The organism is Lachnospiraceae bacterium JLR.KK002 (assembly GCA_036941025.1).
Lineage (GTDB): Bacteria > Bacillota > Clostridia > Lachnospirales > Lachnospiraceae > Petralouisia.
In genome coordinates this window covers 404,956-422,504 of the sequence record JAYMNP010000001.1, presented here as the reverse complement: position 1 = coordinate 422,504, position 17,549 = coordinate 404,956, and the positions used below count along the sequence as shown (strand labels likewise).

Annotated in this window: 17 protein-coding genes and 1 tRNA gene; 3 read left to right on the top strand and 15 right to left on the bottom strand. The window is 46.9% G+C overall.

What is annotated here, in order from left to right; genetic code table 11:
- Positions 1–3 precede the first annotated feature (3 nt).
- The 12 genes from VSQ32_02055 to VSQ32_02000 form a co-directional block, all read right to left on the bottom strand.
- Positions 4–783, bottom strand: coding sequence for a Nif3-like dinuclear metal center hexameric protein (locus tag VSQ32_02055; GenBank protein ID MEH2941663.1), 780 nt, complete (start codon positions 781–783; stop codon positions 4–6).
- Entirely contained in the window at positions 780–1,577 is a 798-nt protein-coding gene (locus tag VSQ32_02050; GenBank protein MEH2941662.1) for a class I SAM-dependent methyltransferase, read from the bottom strand. The genes VSQ32_02055 and VSQ32_02050 overlap by 4 nt, the downstream gene beginning before the upstream one ends.
- Positions 1,578–1,629: 52 nt before the next feature.
- Positions 1,630–2,727, bottom strand: coding sequence for an RNA polymerase sigma factor RpoD (rpoD, locus tag VSQ32_02045; protein MEH2941661.1), 1,098 nt, complete (start codon positions 2,725–2,727; stop codon positions 1,630–1,632).
- 115 nt (positions 2,728–2,842) lie between these two features.
- Positions 2,843–4,627, bottom strand: coding sequence for a DNA primase (gene dnaG, locus VSQ32_02040; GenBank protein ID MEH2941660.1), 1,785 nt, complete (start codon positions 4,625–4,627; stop codon positions 2,843–2,845).
- A 60-nt stretch (positions 4,628–4,687) separates the two neighbouring features.
- The gene (locus VSQ32_02035; protein MEH2941659.1) at positions 4,688–5,695 is read right to left on the bottom strand and encodes a deoxyguanosinetriphosphate triphosphohydrolase; all 1,008 of its coding nucleotides are present in this window, start codon (positions 5,693–5,695) and stop codon (positions 4,688–4,690) included.
- Between the two features lie 149 nt (positions 5,696–5,844).
- On the bottom strand, positions 5,845–7,017 hold the full coding sequence (locus tag VSQ32_02030) for an aldo/keto reductase (protein ID MEH2941658.1): 1,173 nt from the start codon (positions 7,015–7,017) through the stop codon (positions 5,845–5,847).
- A gap of 156 nt (positions 7,018–7,173) precedes the next feature.
- A tRNA-Leu gene (locus VSQ32_02025) sits at positions 7,174–7,257 on the bottom strand.
- 121 nt (positions 7,258–7,378) lie between these two features.
- The gene (locus VSQ32_02020; protein MEH2941657.1) at positions 7,379–8,350 is read right to left on the bottom strand and encodes an alpha/beta hydrolase; all 972 of its coding nucleotides are present in this window, start codon (positions 8,348–8,350) and stop codon (positions 7,379–7,381) included.
- Complete coding sequence (locus VSQ32_02015; GenBank protein ID MEH2941656.1) at positions 8,347–9,192, bottom strand: diguanylate cyclase; 846 nt, start codon at positions 9,190–9,192, stop codon at positions 8,347–8,349. Before VSQ32_02015 ends, VSQ32_02020 begins: the two co-directional genes overlap by 4 nt.
- A 331-nt stretch (positions 9,193–9,523) precedes the next feature.
- Positions 9,524–10,558, bottom strand: coding sequence for a nucleoid-associated protein (locus VSQ32_02010; protein MEH2941655.1), 1,035 nt, complete (start codon positions 10,556–10,558; stop codon positions 9,524–9,526).
- Between the two features lie 80 nt (positions 10,559–10,638).
- Positions 10,639–11,406 (bottom strand): exodeoxyribonuclease III, encoded by a 768-nt coding sequence (locus tag VSQ32_02005; GenBank protein ID MEH2941654.1) that lies wholly within the window; start codon positions 11,404–11,406, stop codon positions 10,639–10,641.
- Positions 11,407–11,527: 121 nt separating this feature from the next.
- Complete coding sequence (locus VSQ32_02000) at positions 11,528–13,294, bottom strand: DNA mismatch repair protein MutS (GenBank protein MEH2941653.1); 1,767 nt, start codon at positions 13,292–13,294, stop codon at positions 11,528–11,530.
- Between the two features lie 782 nt (positions 13,295–14,076).
- Between VSQ32_02000 and VSQ32_01995 the strand changes: the two genes are divergently transcribed.
- A complete protein-coding gene (locus VSQ32_01995; GenBank protein MEH2941652.1) occupies positions 14,077–14,874 on the top strand; it encodes an AraC family transcriptional regulator in 798 nt (265 codons plus the stop codon).
- Positions 14,875–14,954: 80 nt separating this feature from the next.
- The gene (locus VSQ32_01990; GenBank protein MEH2941651.1) at positions 14,955–15,440 is read left to right on the top strand and encodes a pyridoxamine 5'-phosphate oxidase family protein; all 486 of its coding nucleotides are present in this window, start codon (positions 14,955–14,957) and stop codon (positions 15,438–15,440) included.
- A gap of 203 nt (positions 15,441–15,643) precedes the next feature.
- On the opposite strand, the gene VSQ32_01985 is transcribed toward VSQ32_01990, so the two are convergent.
- From VSQ32_01985 to VSQ32_01975, 3 genes are all read right to left on the bottom strand, one after another.
- Positions 15,644–16,042: a hypothetical protein gene (locus VSQ32_01985; GenBank protein MEH2941650.1), complete on the bottom strand. Its 399-nt coding sequence runs from the start codon at positions 16,040–16,042 to the stop codon at positions 15,644–15,646.
- Between the two features lie 85 nt (positions 16,043–16,127).
- Positions 16,128–16,490: a VOC family protein gene (locus VSQ32_01980; protein ID MEH2941649.1), complete on the bottom strand. Its 363-nt coding sequence runs from the start codon at positions 16,488–16,490 to the stop codon at positions 16,128–16,130.
- Between the two features lie 40 nt (positions 16,491–16,530).
- Positions 16,531–17,064, bottom strand: a complete 534-nt coding sequence (locus VSQ32_01975; GenBank protein MEH2941648.1) for a TetR/AcrR family transcriptional regulator — start codon at positions 17,062–17,064, stop codon at positions 16,531–16,533.
- 121 nt (positions 17,065–17,185) lie between these two features.
- Here VSQ32_01975 and VSQ32_01970 point away from each other — a divergent pair, with 121 nt between their 5' ends.
- A complete protein-coding gene (locus VSQ32_01970) occupies positions 17,186–17,545 on the top strand; it encodes a prolyl oligopeptidase family serine peptidase (GenBank protein MEH2941647.1) in 360 nt (119 codons plus the stop codon).
- Positions 17,546–17,549 lie beyond the last annotated feature (4 nt).

Here is a 17,549-nt window from a genome sequence, read left to right as displayed (position 1 = left end):
AATCTACCGGTACAGAAATGGCTGTTTTTCCGGCTGTGCAATAATCCTGATTCCTGAGGTACGTTCCTTCAGATATGTCTCCATATAGGAAATAAACATTTTCTCCACCCCATAATGACCTGCGTCAATAATGGCAAGGCCCTGAGCCGCGCTGTCGATTCCGTCGTGATGGTCGATATCCCCGGTAATCAGAACCTGGGCTCCTGCAGCAATTGCTTTTCCAATTACGCTTTTTCCGGAACCGGGACAGATTGCCGCTTTTGCCACTCTGTCATCCGGCCTGCCGAAAATCTTCACCAGCTCTACCCCAAAAGCCTCTTTCACTTTCCCTGCACACTCTGCCACTGTCATGGTGCAGGGAAGCAGGCCGGCTTTCCCGATACCTTCTTCCTGTTCTTCCTGACAGGTGACATCCAGAACCTGACAGTCAGTAAGGCCCATACGTTCGGCGCCAAGCTGCGCCATGCCTTTCACGTCAAAATTTGTATGCATGGCATAACAGGAAATATCATTCTGAATCAGAGTTATCACTCTGCGTCCTGTAAAATCTTCGGTATTTACTTTTTTCAGGCCCTGAAAAATCAGAGGATGATGGGTCAGCAGCAAATCAGCTTCCGCTTCCGCCGCCTCTGCAATGGTTTCCTCCGTGGCGTCCAGCGCGATATAAACAGTATTCACTTCTTTCTCAGGATTTCCCACCAGAAGTCCCACGTTATCCCAGTGGCAGGCATACCGTTCCGGCGACTGCTCCTGTAATATATCTATGATTTCCCGACAAATCATATGATTCTCCTTTCCTCCGGACATTCAAACCATTCCAGAGCCTTTCTCACATCCTCCAGTTCCTGCTGTACTTCTTCCATACGGCCTCTGGCGTTCTGCCTGGCATTTTCCCTTAAATGAAGCAGAATTTTCTCTTTTTGCTCCTTCTGGTTCAGCAGGTATTCCCTTAACACCGGATGGTTCTGTGCCAGCAGCATGGGCCCGTACCGGAAGGCTATCCTTGCGTACTGTTCTTCGGAAATGTGCCCCGGCAGATTTGCAGGCAGATACGGTTCCCGTCCGGCTGTCGTAGATTCCTCTGACATGCCGGCTGAGGCTGCGGTACGCGCCTTTATCACAGGATAGTATTTGCCGTCTTCCTGCACCATGGTTTCCGCTTTGATTTCATATCCGTTTTCATACAGAAACTCCCGGAAAGCCATCAGTTCTGACTGGGGCTGCAGCACCAGAGATTCGGCGGTTCTGACAACCTGCTCTCCCTGCCGGAGAATTTCCATCATCAGGCCGCCTCCCATTCCGGAAATCACAATCACATCCGCTTCTCCGGGCTTCAGTGCGCTGCATCCGTCAGACAGCCGGGTCTCTATCCGTTTCCCCATGCCATACCGGCGGATATGTTCTTCGGCCCGCAGCAGCGGCCCCTGATTCACATCCATTGCAATAGCTCTCCTGGCTTTCCCCCATTCCACCAGACAGACAGGTATGTATCCGTGGTCAGTGCCCACGTCCGCCAAAATACCGCAGTTATCCACAAAATCTGCCACTGCCTGCAGTCTTTTCGATAATTGTACCATATTTTATACAAACTCCTGCTCTGTTTCGTCAATACTCATCTTTTTATAAATTTCAGTCCAGATAATCTTTCAGCTTGCGGCTTCTGCTGGGATGGCGCAGCTTCCGCAGTGCCTTGGCCTCAATCTGACGGATTCTCTCTCTGGTCACGTTAAATTCTTTTCCCACTTCTTCCAGTGTTCTGGCACGCCCGTCGTCCAGGCCGAATCGCAGCCGCAGCACTTTCTGTTCCCGCTCCGTCAGCGTCCCCAGCACTTCCACAAGCTGTTCTTTCAGCAGGGTAAATGCCGCCGCATCTGCCGGAACCGGCACATTGTCATCCTGAATGAAGTCTCCCAGATGGCTGTCTTCTTCTTCTCCGATGGGTGTTTCCAGAGATACCGGCTCCTGGGAAATCTTCAGAATTTCCCGGACACGGTCTACCGGCATATTCATTTCTTCCGCGATTTCCTCCGGAGAGGGTTCCCGGCCCAGTTCCTGCAGCAACTGTCTGGAGACACGGATTAATTTGTTAATGGTTTCCACCATATGGACAGGAATCCGAATCGTTCTGGCCTGATCCGCAATGGCTCTGGTAATGGCCTGACGAATCCACCAGGTCGCATAGGTGGAAAATTTGTAGCCTTTCCGGTAATCGAATTTTTCCACAGCTTTAATAAGCCCCAGATTCCCTTCCTGAATCAAATCCAGAAACAGCATCCCGCGCCCTACATAACGCTTTGCAATGGATACTACCAGACGCAGATTGGCCTCTGCAAGACGTTTCTTGGCCTCCTGGTCTCCCAGCTCCATGCGCTTTGCCAGCTCAATTTCCTCCTCTGCACTGAGCAGAGGCACCTTACCGATTTCCTTTAAATACATACGAACAGGATCTTCGATGGAAATTCCATCCGGAACGGAAAGGTCGATATTCTCAACTTCTACTTCTTCCTCTTCATCTATGAGGATATCGTCATCGTCATCATCGGAAATCCGCAGCACATCAATATTGTTGGCTTCCAGAAAGTCAAGGATTTTTTCAAATTTTTCCGCATCCAGTTCCATGTCATGAAAAAAGTCGCTGATTTCCTGATATTCCAGGACATTCTTTTTCTTTTTCGCCATGGATAACAACTCCTGCAGCTTTTCGATAAATTTACTTTTTTCTTCCATTTCGTTTCATCCTTCCATTCGTTGTTTATATTTTGTCCTTATTCGTTGGAAATATTCAGTTTGCCATGAGGGCTCTTCCCGGCAGCATCCGGCAGCCGTCTCCGGCGGCTGTCATCTACCAGGAAAATTCCACCTTCTGAAGCTGCTGCATGTTCTTTTTATCAGCAACCAGCTTTTGCAGCCCCTCCATATCCGAAGGCTCCAGATGACGGGAACGGTAGCTGATACTGTTCTCTTTCAGTCTTATGACCGTTTCTTTCAGGGCTTTTTCCCGTTCCGGCTGTGTGGTAACCTTCTCCAGCCTTGCATGGAACAGCCCGGCTATCTCCTGCTGCTGTTCCTCCTCATCAAACATACTGATAATTCTGGCAGGGTTCACCACTCCTTCCTCTCTGTACTGGGTAAAAACAGCTTCTGCTGCTTTCCGGTAAAGGTCTTCCGTAAAATCCTCCGGCCCGATATACGGCTCTGTCAGCCGGAACAGTTCCGGTTCTTCCAGAAGCCATGTCAGCATCAGTTTCTGGGACTGCTTCATCCCGTCCTCTTTCGGCTTTTTATTCTTCTCACTGACGCCTGATTTCAATGGGCGGGTATCTCTGGCAATGCCCACTTTTGTTCCCATGTGAAGCACCAGTTTCCGCAGGTTTTCAAATCCCATCTGGTATTTCCCGGCAATGGCTTCTATATAGTTGTTGCGCTCCAGTTCTTCCTCAAATTCCAGCAGCTTTTCAGCAATGGCATTATAAAACGCTGTTTTTCCTTCCGGGTCTTTCAGGTCATAGTTCTGCTCAAGCACCTCAATTTCAAACATAAAACTGTTCTTTGCACCATCAATTCTCCGCTGATACTCTTTTGCTCCCTGGGCTTTGATAAATTCATCCGGGTCTTTATACGGCCTCATGTCTATGATTTTCGCGGTAAGCCCTGCTTCCTTTAATATGGGAATGGCCCGCAGCGCCGCCTTAATCCCGGCTCCGTCGCTGTCAAAGGTACAGTATACCTCTTTGGTATAACGCTTTAAAAGATTTGCATGGCCCTGAGTAAATGCGGTGCCCAGCGACGCCACCGCATTGTCAAATCCTGCCTGATGGAGCGCTATCACATCCATATAGCCTTCGCACAGCAGAATGTAAGGCCTTTTGGAAGCTCTGGCCAGATTCAGGCCATACAGATTCCTGCTCTTGTCAAAAATCATGGTTTCCGGTGAATTCAGGTATTTGGGTTCTCCTTTTCCCATCACACGTCCGCCAAACCCAATCACCCGGTGGTTCACATCCATAATAGGAAACATCACCCGGTTCCAGAACTTATCCTGGCCACCCCGCTTCTCATCAATGGACACCAGCCCGGAATCTTTTAACAGGGAATCCTCATATCCCTGCTGCCTCAGATATTTATATAAATCATCACTGAACTTATTGGCATAGCCCAGTCCGAATTTCTTCATAATCTCCCCGCTCAGGCCCCGGTTTGCAAAATACTCCATTCCCGTCCGGCCCTGTTCCATCCGAAGCTGGGCATAAAAATATTTTGCCGCCGCCTTATTGATTTCCAGAAGCCGGGCCCGCCTGTCTGCTTCCTGTCTGGCTCTGCCGGACAGCTCCTGTTTCGGGAGTTCAATTCCCGCTTTCCCGGCCAGAGTCTCCATGGCTTCCTGAAAGGTGGCGTTTTCGTACTGCATCAGAAATGTAATAACATTTCCTCCGGCTCCGCAGCCAAAGCAGTAATACATCTGTTTTCCCTGAGAGACGGAAAAGGACGGCGTCCGTTCACTGTGAAAGGGACACAGCCCAAAATGCGTACTGCCCTTCTTCTGCAAACGCACATATCCTGAAATCACATCTACAATATCATTGGCAGAACGCACTTCTTCTATTAATTCCTCGGAATAAAAAGGCATTTACTTCTCCTTTCCTGTCCGTACACATGTGAAACCCTGCCATTCGGCCGGTTTGCCACTTTAATTTACCTGCCAGGCTTTCGGCATGAAATATTCTTCAAATTTGGCAATGGCATAGCGGTCTGTCATACCTGCAATATAATCGCAGACCACACGTTCTTTCTTCTCTCCCTGCTCCATCATCTGAAGATACTGTTGGGGCAGGCAGTCCGTATGCCTGTTATAATAGATAAACAGCCGGCTTAACAAATCCTTGGCCCGTTCCTCTTCTCCTTTTGCCACCGGATTCCGGTATACATTCTGAAACATAAATTTCCGCAGGCCCTTCATGGCCTGCTCCACATCCTCCGACATACAGATATCGTTCCTGCCAAGGCTGTTGGTAATAATATTATGTATAAAAGTATCCAGCCTCTTCCGGGTGGTATCTCCGAGAATCTCCCGGTACTCTGCCGGTATGTCTTTCTCAGAAAGCACCCTGCCCCGAATGGCGTCATCTATATCATGGTTAATATATGCAATTTTATCAGAAAGACGCACAATTTTTCCTTCCATGGTAGAGGGCATCAGCCTGGTCTGATGATTCATCATTCCATCCCGTACCTCCCAGGTCAGATTCAGTCCCTGTCCGTCCTTTTCCAGCTTCTCTACAATGCGGACACTCTGCTCATTATGCCGGAACCCGCCTTCGCAGATTTCATTCAGCATATGTTCCCCTGCATGTCCAAAGGGCGTATGCCCCAGATCATGGCCCAGCGCAATAGCCTCCACTAAATCCTCGTTGAGCCGCAGAGCCTTTGCAATGGTGCGGGCATTCTGGGATACCTCCAGAGTATGGGTCAGTCTGGTACGGTAATGGTCGCCCCTTGGCGTCAGAAATACCTGCGTCTTATGCTTCAGCCGCCGGAACGATTTGCAGTGGAGAATCCTGTCTCTGTCCCTCTGAAATACCGGACGGATATCACACTGAGGTTCCTCTCTGTCACGTCCCCTGGAATTCTGGCTCAGCGTAGCAAAGGGGCTTAAATAGGTTCGCTCCAGCAGCTCCATATTTTCTCTGATAAGCATTTCCCATCACCTCTCATATGATATATTCCGCACAAATTCCTCATTTCCTTTATTTTTCACAAAAAATCCGCAGATTTTTACAAAACCCGGACAGAGGAGCAGCCTGACATGAAAAATATGGTCGAAATCCGAGGGTTCCCGGCGCCCTGTCAGTAATTTCCAATCCGCCCTGCAATGGCCTTTGCCAGCTTCCAGGCAGGTGTTTCCATATGCTTTTTCACCTGTTCCAGCTCCTCCCGGATGGAAATTTTCTGAGGGCAGTGCTGTTCGCATTTCCCGCATTTCAGGCACCCGGAAGCATTGGTTGGATTGGTGCGCAGGGTGGTGCACATGAAATAATCTTTCATGCCGCTGAACCAGCTGTCTGTGTACCTGGTATTATATGCGGCAAAACAGCCCGGTATATCCACGCCGCCGGGGCATGGCATACAGTAGCCGCAGCCTGTACAGGGCACTTTCATACATCGGTTGATTTCCCCTTTCACCTGTTCCAGAACCGCCATTCCCTTCTCTGTCATACAGCCCGCCCTGGCCTTTGAAGCAATCCGTACATTTTCTCTCACCTGCGCGGCGTCATTCATGCCCGACAGCACTACCGTTACCTCCGGCTGGTTCCAGAGCCAGCGCAGTCCCCATTCCGCCGGACTGTACCCGGTTTTTTCCAGAATTCTGGCAGCCCTTTTTGGAAGCCCCTGCACCAGACGTCCGCCCCGCAGAGGCTCCATAATGATAACAGGGATTCCTTTTTCATGGGCGCGTTTCAGTCCCCGCCTTCCCGCCTGGGAATGCTCATCCATATAATTGTACTGAATCTGGCAGAAATCCCAGTTATATGCCTCCAGTATTTTCAGAAAATTATCCGTATTTCCATGAAAAGAAAAGCCGATATTCCGTATCTGGCCTTTAGCTTTTTTATCCGCAATCCATTCTTCGACGCCAAGTTCTTTTATTCTTTCCCAGGCCGCCACATCGTTCAGCATATGCATCAGATAATATTCCACATGATCTGTCTGAAGACGATCTAACTGCTCCCTGAAATACCGCTCCATATCTCCCGGCTGTTTCAGATAATAATGGGGCAGTTTTGTGGCAATATTTACCTTATCACGGTGGCCTTTCGCCAGAAATTTACCCAGACAGGCCTCGCTTCCCCCATATGTATAGGCTGTGTCAAAATAATTTACCCCGTTTTCCAGAGCAAGGAGCAGTTCACGCTCTGCCTTTTCCTGGTCGATGGAGGTACCTTTTTTTGAAAAACGTAAACATCCGTACCCTAAAACAGACAACTGCTGCTGATTCTTTGGATTTGTTCTGTATAACATAGTACTCCTTTCCGGTATTTCTTTGCATTTGCGTGGGCATCTTAATTTTTATTCTACAGGAAGACACTTTCGCGCATTAGCGTGACAAGGTTTTTCCTGTAGAATAAGAAGAAAAAGAGCTATTGCTATCTGCAACAGCTCTTCTTGAAATTCAAATGCAGGAGATGGGACTTGAACCCACACGATATTGCTACCACAGGCACCTGAAGCCTGCGCGTCTGCCAATTCCGCCACTCCTGCACAACTGACAATAGCTATTATATCTGCTATGGGGAAATTTGTCAACACCTTTTTTTCATTTTTTTTACTTTTTTTGTAACGGCAGCGGTCAGCCTGCCTGACAGGCGGTCTGAGGCTTGTCTCAAGGGGTGCGGCTGAACTGGTTTTCTTTTTCTTCCAGGCACTTCTCCATAAACTGCAACACTGCTGTTTCGTATGTTTTATAATCCGTCATTGCACTGTTCGCATGGTCGGCATTTTCAATCGTCACCCATCTCCTGGTTCCGGCACAGGACTGATAAAGTTCCTTCCCCATGGACAGGGGCACAATGGTATCCTGTCCGCCGTGGAAAAACAGAACCGGAATATTTAATTTTTGAGCAGCTTCCAGCCCGGTGGCGGCCTCCAGATTGAAGGAGCCAAAGAGACGCGCCCCATACTTCAAAAGCAGATATACCGGTTTTACCGGAAGTCCCATTGATTTCACTGTTTCCATTATGATTGCAGCCGGCCTGGAATAGCCGCAGTCTGCCATAAGGCCCCGGACATTCCGGGGCAGGCCCAGCTCAGAGGACATGATAACAGAAGCTGCGCCCATGGATACCCCCGCAAGGAAAACATCTGTCCAGGTTCCAAATCGCTCCATAGCATATTCACTCCAGGTTTTACAGTCATACCGCTCCATAATCCCGAAAGTGATGACTCTGCCCTGACTCTTTCCATGGGCCCGCTGATCTGTCATAAGAATATTAATCCCGTTCTCCATGCAGGCTCTGAAAAATCCGTATCCGTCCCAGGCCGCTGTTCCGTGGTAGCCGTGGCAGAAAATAACAATCGGCGCACCCTTTTTTATATAATATAATTTTCCATACAGACGAAGACCGTCCTGGGAAAGAACAGAGACCTCCTCATAAGGCCCCTGCTCCATTTTCTCCACAATTTCCAGCATCCGGGTGCGGTGCTGCCGGTAGAGCCTGCTATTGGGAATGCTGCGTACATCGGGACGTTTTTCCGGCGGAAAACAGAAAACATAACGATACAGGCCATACATCAGCAAAAAAACTGCGGCTGCCAGACCGGAGACCCATCCTGCAACGACCTTAAATCTTTTCATCCCCTTCTTCCCTCCCTGCTCTGCTTTTTATTCTCATACATACGGGCGTCTGCTGCTTTTACAACCTCTGCAATATCCCTGCCCTTTCCAGATGCATATCCCACCGCGCCTGATATCTGAACTCTTTTGTCTCTGTTTTCAGCTTCCAGCTCTCTGTGCACCGTCTGTATGATACGCTCCGGCTCATTTTCCTGCGGATTGTCCAGTATCATCAGAAATTCATCTCCGCCAATTCGGTAAATGCGGCAGTCATCACCGGAATGGGCCAGAAGAATCGCTGACAATGTTTCTATGGCCTTATCTCCTGCGGCATGGCCATATACATCATTAATACATTTCAGATTATTTAAGTCCCAGAATAATACCCCTATCCGCTCCATCTTCGGATAATATTCCTCCGACATTTCCACATATTTATTTTTATTGAACACCTTTGTTCCCATATCTGTCTCTTTGAGGCAGGTGAGCTGCGCAATCCGATACGCATCTTCATTGCTGCTGACCACAGAATACTGCAGCATAACCGCAAATACCAGAAGGATAACACTTCTCGGAAACACTTCAAATACAAGAATAATAAAAACCGGATTTTCATTAAAGGGAATGTTCAGCCCGTTCTCCGTAATAATATCCAGATACCAGCTTCTGACATGCTGGCTTTCCAGCAGAAGATTCAAATCACAGATTCCGTAAAAAAAGCTGATAAGGGAGCTGACAAGCATGGTAACCGTATTGACCCCGTACACAAACCAGATGGTACTGCGCCTTCTGTACAAAACAGCAAACAGCAGAGGCGCCACGTACAGCAGCACCGCATGAAAAGATAAAAAGGAGACAATCACTGCCGAGCCCACACAAATCAGCGACAAGAGAAAATATTTAATCCATGCATCGGACAGATTACTCTACAATAAACGACGATTGCCGGAACAAATAATACAAGGTTGGATAAAAAGGCAATTGTAATCAGCCTTTTATCCACCTCAAAAAAACCTGTCACTGTCAGCAGCCACATAAAAGCCGTTGCCATGAGAAACCAGCAGTATCCTTTTATGGTATATCTGTTTGATCTGATTTCCTGATATGTCAGCTCATTCTGATACTGTTCCATGAAATTATCCATCATTTTCCCGCCCTCTCCGCGTCCGTTTCCTCACCCTGACCCTCTATATGCTACCTGGCGTCAATATGCCCCACATTTTTAATCAAAATTGAAATGCTCCCGTCCGGACTGGTGATAAACTCAATATGTTCTCCGTCCCGGTACTGCTCCATGGGAATTTTGATTTCCACTCCGGTATCGGTAGTCAGATGCTGCTTTTCAAATTTACGGGTCGTATGCTCCGACTGCGGCTCAATCCGGACATCCGTTCCCATTTTGTATTTTTCCAGCTTTTCCTGCACTTCTTCTTTGTATTCTTCTTTTTCCCGGAACACCTGATCCAGCACAAAAGGCACGTCTACCGCTCCCGTTTCCGCCAGCTGTTCATGAATAATCTGCTTTGTTTCCATCTGTACCTCAAACTGTTCCCCGTCGTTAAAATACTTTTTCTGCACCGTATCAATGGCACGGGTGACAATGGAAAGCTGGGATTTTGGGGACAGGGCCCCGCTGCAGTTTAAAAACAGTTTTGAAAAATAATTTATCTTTGTCCCGTTGACCTCATATTTCTTCTCCGTCAGGAAAATCGTATAATCTGACAGGCTGATAAGGGCGGCCTCCGACAGTTTCTGGGTCTCTGTGGGAAGAATTGCCCGGAATTTAATAATTTCATTGGTATTTCCAAAAGCATCCGACTGGGTCTGGTGGGTATAGGAGGTTCTGTAATCCATTTTCAGCAGCGCAAGATATTTTTCTCCATCTGTCTCAAACAAAGCTACTACAAAATCCGCCTGAGGAATCTCAATATTTTTATTCATGATTCCATACAGGCGTTCTGCCAGACGTCGGCTTGTTTCCACAAACATTTCATCGCTCATTCCTGCTTCCGCAAAAGCCTGCAGCTGCCGGTACACCTCTGACTCCTCTCTGTGAAACCGGCAGGTTTTCCTGTCATCTGTGGCTGCGACTCTGTAAATATGCTCCCGCAGGAAATCTCCAAAGTCGGAACCGTACTCCAGCAGCGTATCGGAAAGCACCGGCATTCCCACTGTGGAATCCAGGATATGTACAATAACGTTCCGAAGTCTGATTTCTCCTTTTTCCATTTCTGTTCCTCTCTGACGTAAACGCAGGATTTGACGCAGACATATTCTGTTTCCATGCCTGCGCGCAAATCACATAAAGATTATACCGTAAGGGATCCTGTCTCCAGCTCCACCGGACAGTGATCGGAACCGAACACCTCCGTGTGAATTTTCGCATCCACAAGCCTGTCCTTCAAATCTTCCGACACCACAAAATAGTCAATCCGCCATCCCGCGTTTTTCTCTCTGGCTTTGAACCGATAAGACCACCAGGAATACACCTGCTCCAGCTCCGGATAAAAATGCCGGAACGTATCCACATAACCATGGTTCAGAAGAAAGGTAAATCTCTCCCGTTCCTCATCGGTAAATCCTGCATTCTTCCGGTTGGTTTTGGGATTTTTCAAATCAATTTCCTGGTGAGCCACATTCAAATCTCCGCAGTAAATTACGGATTTCTGCTTTTTCAGGCCATCCAGGTACCCAAGCAGAGCTTCCTCCCACTCCATGCGGTAGGGAAGCCTTTTAAGCTCATTCTGAGAATTGGGCGTATAGCAGGTCACCAGATAAAACACCTCATATTCCAGCGTAATCAGCCGACCTTCCATATCATGTTCCTCCTGTCCCATTCCGTAAGAAACGGACAGAGGTTTATGCTTCGTAAAAATGGCTGTACCGGAATATCCTTTTTTCCGGGCATAATTCCAGTATGACTCATATCCTTCCGGCAAATCCAGGGAAATCTGTCCCTCCTGCAATTTTGTTTCCTGTATACAGAAAAAATCTGCGTCCGCTTCTCTGAAAAATTCCAGAAATCCTTTCTGGACACAGGCCCGCAGGCCATTTACATTCCATGAAATAAATTTCATTTCCAACTGCTCCTTTCCGGCTGCACTGCTTCTTTTCCTGATTATAACATCCTTTTCCGTATTTTTCCATCTTTTCCGATACGGATACCCTTCCTCCCCGACAGGGAAACCGCAGTCTGAATTATTTTTCTTCATACCGGATGACTTCTTCTGTATATTTCCGCTCCATCTCATGTCTTGCTTTCCGGTATTCCACGGTTTCAAAAAGTATGGATTTCTTTTGCGCTGTGCTCTCCTTCCGGCAATATTCTCCTGCCGCCTGTGAGTCAGGCTCCCCGGCAGTTCTGCCTTTTGCCTGGTTCTGACAGACCGCCGAACGGACTTTCTGCAAGCTCCTGGCTCTCTGCTGCCGATATTCCCAGGCTGCCTGTTCCCCATAGGCGGCGCAGACTGCATTCTGCAGCATACGTTCCGGCATTCCCAGCCTGTCTGCAATATAAAACGCACAGCTCTCCCCGGCTTCTCCAATCACCATCTTATAGGTGGGCCGCAGCGTCTCCCTGTCAAAGGTCATCCTGGCATTTATCATGCCCTGCGCTGTCTTTGCGTATTCCTTCACCTCCGGATAATGGGTGGTTACCAGGAAATTCGCCCCGGTGTTCCGAAGTTCCTCCAGCACCGCCACCGCTATGCCCATGCCTTCGGCCGGGTCCGTACCGGACCCCAGTTCGTCCATAATAACCAAACTGTCCCGGTCTGCTTCTTCCAGAATTTCCAGTACGCTTTTAATGTGGGCGGAAAAAGTGGAGAGATTTTCGGAAAGGTTCTGTCCGTCGCCGATATCGCACAGATATCCGTTATTCATACAGATATTTCCTTTCCGGCAGGCCGGGTGCAGGCCGCACTGGGCCATCATGCAGTTTAACATCACCGTCTTGATTGCAACGGTTTTTCCTCCGGTATTGGGCCCGGTAATCACAACACCGTGAAATTCCCCGCCCAGTTCAAACTGCAGAGGCACATTGACTGCAGAATCCATCAGAGGATGCCTTGCGTCTTCCAGATATATCCTGCGCTCCGTATTGATATCCGGCTCTGTACCGTTCAAATCCATGCTCAGTTTCCCTTTGGAAAAGATAAAATCCAGCTTTTCCATTATTCTGATATTTTCCTGTATTTCCTCAGCCGCATCTGCAACCATTGCTGTCAGTGTGTACAAAATCCGGTACACTTCATTTTCTTCCTCAATTTTTAACATCTGCAGTTCTTCGTAATATTTTCCCACAGCAGCCGGTTCCACAAACAAAGTATTTCCCGTGGCCGATTTGTCTGCCACGCTCCCCGAAATCTTCCCTCTGTATTCTTTTTTCACAGGTACGCATATTCTTCCGTTCCGGAGGGTACAGTAACTGTCAGCCATATAGTTCTGATTCGCCCGCATTATCTGCTCCGCTTTCTGCTTCATCTGCTCCTCACATTTTGTTATCCGGCTCCGAATCTGATGAAGTTCCCCGGAAGCGTAATCATCCACCGCTTCACTGCGAATCTGCCTGCTGATTTCTTCCCCCAGTTCTTCCGCCACATACAGATTTTCTTCATAATATGCCAGCGGGTTCTCATACATTTTCCCCCTGTCCAGATAATCTTTCAAACGCCGGATGGCTGTGATTCCTTTTTCCATCCGCTCCAGCTGCCAGGGCGTCAGACAGTCCCCTTTCTCAGAAATCGCCAGGATTTCCCTGATTTCTTCCACCTCCTGCAAAGGCGGCATACCCAGTTTCTCCAGCAGCTTCCTGCTGTTGGTAGTGTCTCTGATTTGTTTTCGCAGTTCTCCCTCCTCCAGAATAAAAGTTGCCTGCCTTATTTTTTCTCTGGCAGACTCCGTCATTGCAAGACCCATCCACAAATCTTTTACTTTATCAAATTCAATCTGTTTTTCAAAATTCACGATTCTTTCCCTCTCTGTCAGTTTTTCTATGGCCATACAAATCCCTGAGCTGCGCATCCTGCCCGGAGGGCTTTTCTCTTACAGGAAATACTTGCGTGCTTTAGCGTGACAAGGTCTTTCCTGTAGAATAAAAAAAACATGGCCATACAGCCATGCTTTCCTATCGTCCGCTATAATACAGGAACGCGTCCCTGTTCTCCCCGGAGTTCCATTGACACACATGATGATTCAGCAATTGTAAGGCGAAATTATGACAGGCCCGTTCCATCCTGAAAATGGACAGACTTCCAGACGAAAGCAATACCTGTCTGTGCAGTATTTATTTTGCTGCTTTCTCCATTACAATTGCAATTAACATACATGTTCCTCCTGAAATAATTTTTGTCAATTATACATGCAAAAATTTTTTCTGTCAAGGAAAAATGAAACGGTTCTTTTCTTCAGATATTTTTCCCGGCGTTCATTTCTCCAGCCTGCGTCATTTTTACAATGCCATACGGTATATTTCTTCCACATCATCCTGATACAGTATTTCAGCCGACCCTTTCTGTCCTCCGCAGGCTTTTGCACACCGCACAGCTATTTCATGAATCTGTTCTTCCGTCGGCGCTATGCCTGATTCTTTCATATTGATAAATGGATTATATCAAAAAAAGCAGATTGAAAATATGAGTTTGGAGACTTATAATATAAATATAAAGACAAAACGGCGAATATTTTTATAATAAATCAGTTTTCAGTAATCGCAGAAGAAGCCCTGACATAATGTGGGAGGACATACAATGAATCACTCGTTTATACAGGATGCAAACGCAGTGGAACAGATTGACGGGATTACATATGAGTTCCCATACACCATGCATGAAAGAGATTTGACCAGTTTTACGATTCCCTGGCACTGGCATGAAGAACTGGAATTTAATTATGCGTATAAAGGTTCTGTTATTGTGGAAACGGTAAACCGGACGTATGCTATCCGGCAGGGAGAAGCCTGTTTTATCAATACCAATATAATGAACACAAAGAGGAAAGCGGAAGGGACGTCCTCCGCCATTGAACACGCCCACCTGTTTCACCCCATCCTGCTTGCAGGGCATTACCGCAGCATTTTTGAAACGAAATACCTGAACCCGGTCCTGCAGAATCAATCCATTGAAGTTATTATCATAAAAGAAGATACAGAAAGCAGGAAAGAATTCCTGGAACTTTTACACTCCTTAACCAGGATGCGCCAGGCTGTTCATACCCATGAACGCATCAAAGATATTTTAAGTTTTATCCATAAACATTATCAGGAAAACATAACGGTTGCCAGCATCTCCGAGTATGCAAACATCAGTCCGAAAGAATGTATCCGCTCGTTTAAGAATGCCTTTCACCAGACGCCTGTGGATTATCTCATTCATTACCGGATTGAACAGGCAAAACGTCTTTTGCGGGAAACAGATGAATCTGTCACAAATATAGCGTTTATGACAGGCTTCCATAACAGCGCTTATTTTGGAAAAATGTTTAAAAAACTGACCGGAATGACGCCAGGGAAATTCCGGCAGACCCACAAAACAGTTTTTCCGCTGTAAATTGCCACCTGCGCCTGGCAGGCCCATTTGGTATACAGAAGTTATTCTGAATCTGAACAAATATGAAAAGGATGATAAAATTGAGAAGAAAAGAACGTGAAATCAAAAACATCAATGATATTTTTGCCGTAATCGAATCCTGCGATGTGATACATATTTCCATGGTGGACGAATCCGGTATGCCATACGGAGCCGCCCTGAATTTTGGCTTTGACCGCCGGGGAACAGAGCTGGTTTTATATCTGCACAGTGCAGAAGAAGGCAGGAAAACAGACATCTTAAAGAAGAACCCCAATATCTGGTTCCAGATGGACTGCAAAAATGAACTTGTTTGCGGCACACCGGACAACCCCTGCAGCTACAGCTTCAGATACAAAAGCGTTGCGGGAAGCGGCCGCGTTGTCTTCCTCACAGAAACAGCTCAAAAGGAACACGCTCTGAACCGTATCATCCAATGTCTTACAAAGTCAGGGAATTCTTTTGATTTTCCGCCGCAGGCACTGGAAAAAACCTGTATCTGGCAGATTGTATCAAAGGATTTTACCGGAAAGGAACACTTCTCGTAATGGGAATTGCCTTGCTGGCCCTCTCTCAGACCCTTGGCGGTTCTTCGGTAAAGGATTTTCTCTCCGGCCTTTTACTTGGTTTATCCGCAGGTGAAATGCTGGCCGGCGTTTATTTCGTGGGAAAAAATGTGGCGGACGCTAAACCGTTTTCACCTGTCAGGGGACAGGGCCTTTCCTGCAAAACAGGAAAAGAACCTGTTCCTTCACATATCTGTCTGCCCCTCCGTTTCTGAGCCTTTGTCATCAGAAACGGAGGCCGAAAAACTCCCCGTATCCTGTCCGGAACGCTCAGCTTCCTCCCGGCTCTCATTGGGCAAATCTGTGGGCTTTGAAATTTCAAGGCTCATGGTTGTCTCCATTCCCCCTGTGTGCACAGTCACCACCAATACCCTGGAGCCGTCCGGTTTCACAATAATATCCGTGTCCGTTTCGGAAGTTATATTCTCCTCTGATATGGATTTTTTCTCCCTTTCCCGCTGTTCTTCCGGTTTTTCCAGAGAAAATTTTTTCCTGCTTTCTGTAATATCCCTGTTCTTCTGGTTCCCTCTGTTATAAATATCCGGTAAAAACATCTGACCTGCTGTATAACCTGTTACTTTCATGTACATTTCGCCTCCTGTCTCCGGGTTATACCGGTTTTATCATTTTATATATCGGAATCCGGAAGACATATGAACAGCTTTTTTACTATATCGGTGTTCCTACTTCAATCAGATTGCCGTCCAGATCATAAAAGCGTATGACCTTCTGCCCCCATCTGTGGGTCATAAGCCTGTTCACATACCGGACGGAAGGATACAGTCGTTCCAGTTTTTCCAGAAACCCTTCTATATCCGGTTCCTCAAAATACAGTTCACAGGAATTATTTTCTGCAATAATATCTTTTCCCAGAAATTCCTTCCAGATTTTTTCATCCTGGAGCACAAGGCCTTCCGTCAGAATCATATTACCCTCGTTGTCAAGTATCATATCGAGTCCGAACAGTTCATGATAAAACTGTCTTGATTTTTCAATATCTTTTACGACAATCAGAATATTTTTTAATTTCATTGATTTTTTCCTCCTGAACTGCGGTTGTAAAACAACTGTTTTACAGTCCCTGACTTTGAAACAATTGTTTCATTTCTTCCGAAGATTCCTGCATTCCTCTCTGAAACCATACTTCTGTCCAGCCATACAGGCTATATGCCACAAATGCTTTCGCATAAGCCTCTCCGCCGGGCAAATCCGGCCTTAATCCCATAATGTCCAGAATAACGTCCTTCAGTAAATAAATAAGATGACGTTCATTCAGCAGTTGATAAAAATCTCTGTGCTGCTCAAAATGTTCGAATATCATACCAATCACCGCGCTGAGAGGCATGTTGTTATTCTGCTCCCAGTCATTTTTCCATCCGTAAAACAGCTGATTGATATATCCCCTGAGAATATCTTCCTTACTGTTAAAATTGCGGTAAAAAGAAGCCCGGCCAACGCCTGCACTGCCGCACAGTTCACTGATGGAAATATCCTCAATTGCCTTATCCTTCAGCAGTGCCAGGAGAGATTTCGTGATATGCTCTGTCACATAAGTATTTCTTCCTTCATTGCTCATGGGTGATACAGTTTCCCCGTTTTGTCTCATTTTTTTCCTCCTGTTGACATTTCAAATATGGATGATACAATTGTATTGGCGATACAGATATCTCACCGAAATCGTAACATACAGGATTTCAAAAGTCAAGAAATCAGAGAGGAATGATAACATGATAAGAAGCGAGGAAAGCGACGCTGCCGCGCGGGAAATGTTCGGAGCAATGGCTGGCAAAGAACTCAAAGCAGAATTCGGCACTCCTGAATACGAAGAAGAAATCCGGGACATTTCCCCTCTGCTCTGGATAAACGAAGACAGTGTTCCCACGCTCCTGGCATATGGGAAATATGATAAAATCCAGCCATACGAAGGCTCCCGGAGACTTCTGAAGGCCCTTGAGGACAACAAGGTGCCCCATGATTATTACTTATGTGAGCATTCGGGCCACGGCCTGCAAAATGACAATCAGATATATGGCGCATATATGCGGAAAATACCGGAATATCTTGATACTTATATGCCAGTAAAATAGCTTC

Bases quoted from the DNA above. Each gene is read 5' to 3' on its own strand.
- VSQ32_01985 (MEH2941650.1), bottom strand. From the start codon at position 16,042: ATGAAAGTAACAGGTTATACAGCAGGTCAGATGTTTTTACCGGATATT.
- VSQ32_01980 (MEH2941649.1), bottom strand. From the start codon at position 16,490: ATGAAATTAAAAAATATTCTGATTGTCGTAAAAGATATTGAAAAATCA.
- VSQ32_02020 (MEH2941657.1), bottom strand. From the start codon at position 8,350: ATGAAAAGATTTAAGGTCGTTGCAGGATGGGTCTCCGGTCTGGCAGCC.
- VSQ32_01970 (MEH2941647.1), top strand. From the start codon at position 17,186: ATGATAAGAAGCGAGGAAAGCGACGCTGCCGCGCGGGAAATGTTCGGA.
- VSQ32_01995 (MEH2941652.1), top strand. From the start codon at position 14,077: ATGAATCACTCGTTTATACAGGATGCAAACGCAGTGGAACAGATTGAC.
- VSQ32_02030 (MEH2941658.1), bottom strand. From the start codon at position 7,017: ATGTTATACAGAACAAATCCAAAGAATCAGCAGCAGTTGTCTGTTTTA.
- VSQ32_02005 (MEH2941654.1), bottom strand. From the start codon at position 11,406: ATGAAATTTATTTCATGGAATGTAAATGGCCTGCGGGCCTGTGTCCAG.
- VSQ32_02055 (MEH2941663.1), bottom strand. From the start codon at position 783: ATGATTTGTCGGGAAATCATAGATATATTACAGGAGCAGTCGCCGGAA.
- rpoD (MEH2941661.1), bottom strand. From the start codon at position 2,727: ATGGAAGAAAAAAGTAAATTTATCGAAAAGCTGCAGGAGTTGTTATCC.
- VSQ32_01975 (MEH2941648.1), bottom strand. From the start codon at position 17,064: ATGAGACAAAACGGGGAAACTGTATCACCCATGAGCAATGAAGGAAGA.
- VSQ32_02035 (MEH2941659.1), bottom strand. From the start codon at position 5,695: ATGCTTATCAGAGAAAATATGGAGCTGCTGGAGCGAACCTATTTAAGC.
- VSQ32_02050 (MEH2941662.1), bottom strand. From the start codon at position 1,577: ATGGTACAATTATCGAAAAGACTGCAGGCAGTGGCAGATTTTGTGGAT.
- VSQ32_02010 (MEH2941655.1), bottom strand. From the start codon at position 10,558: ATGGAAAAAGGAGAAATCAGACTTCGGAACGTTATTGTACATATCCTG.
- dnaG (MEH2941660.1), bottom strand. From the start codon at position 4,627: ATGCCTTTTTATTCCGAGGAATTAATAGAAGAAGTGCGTTCTGCCAAT.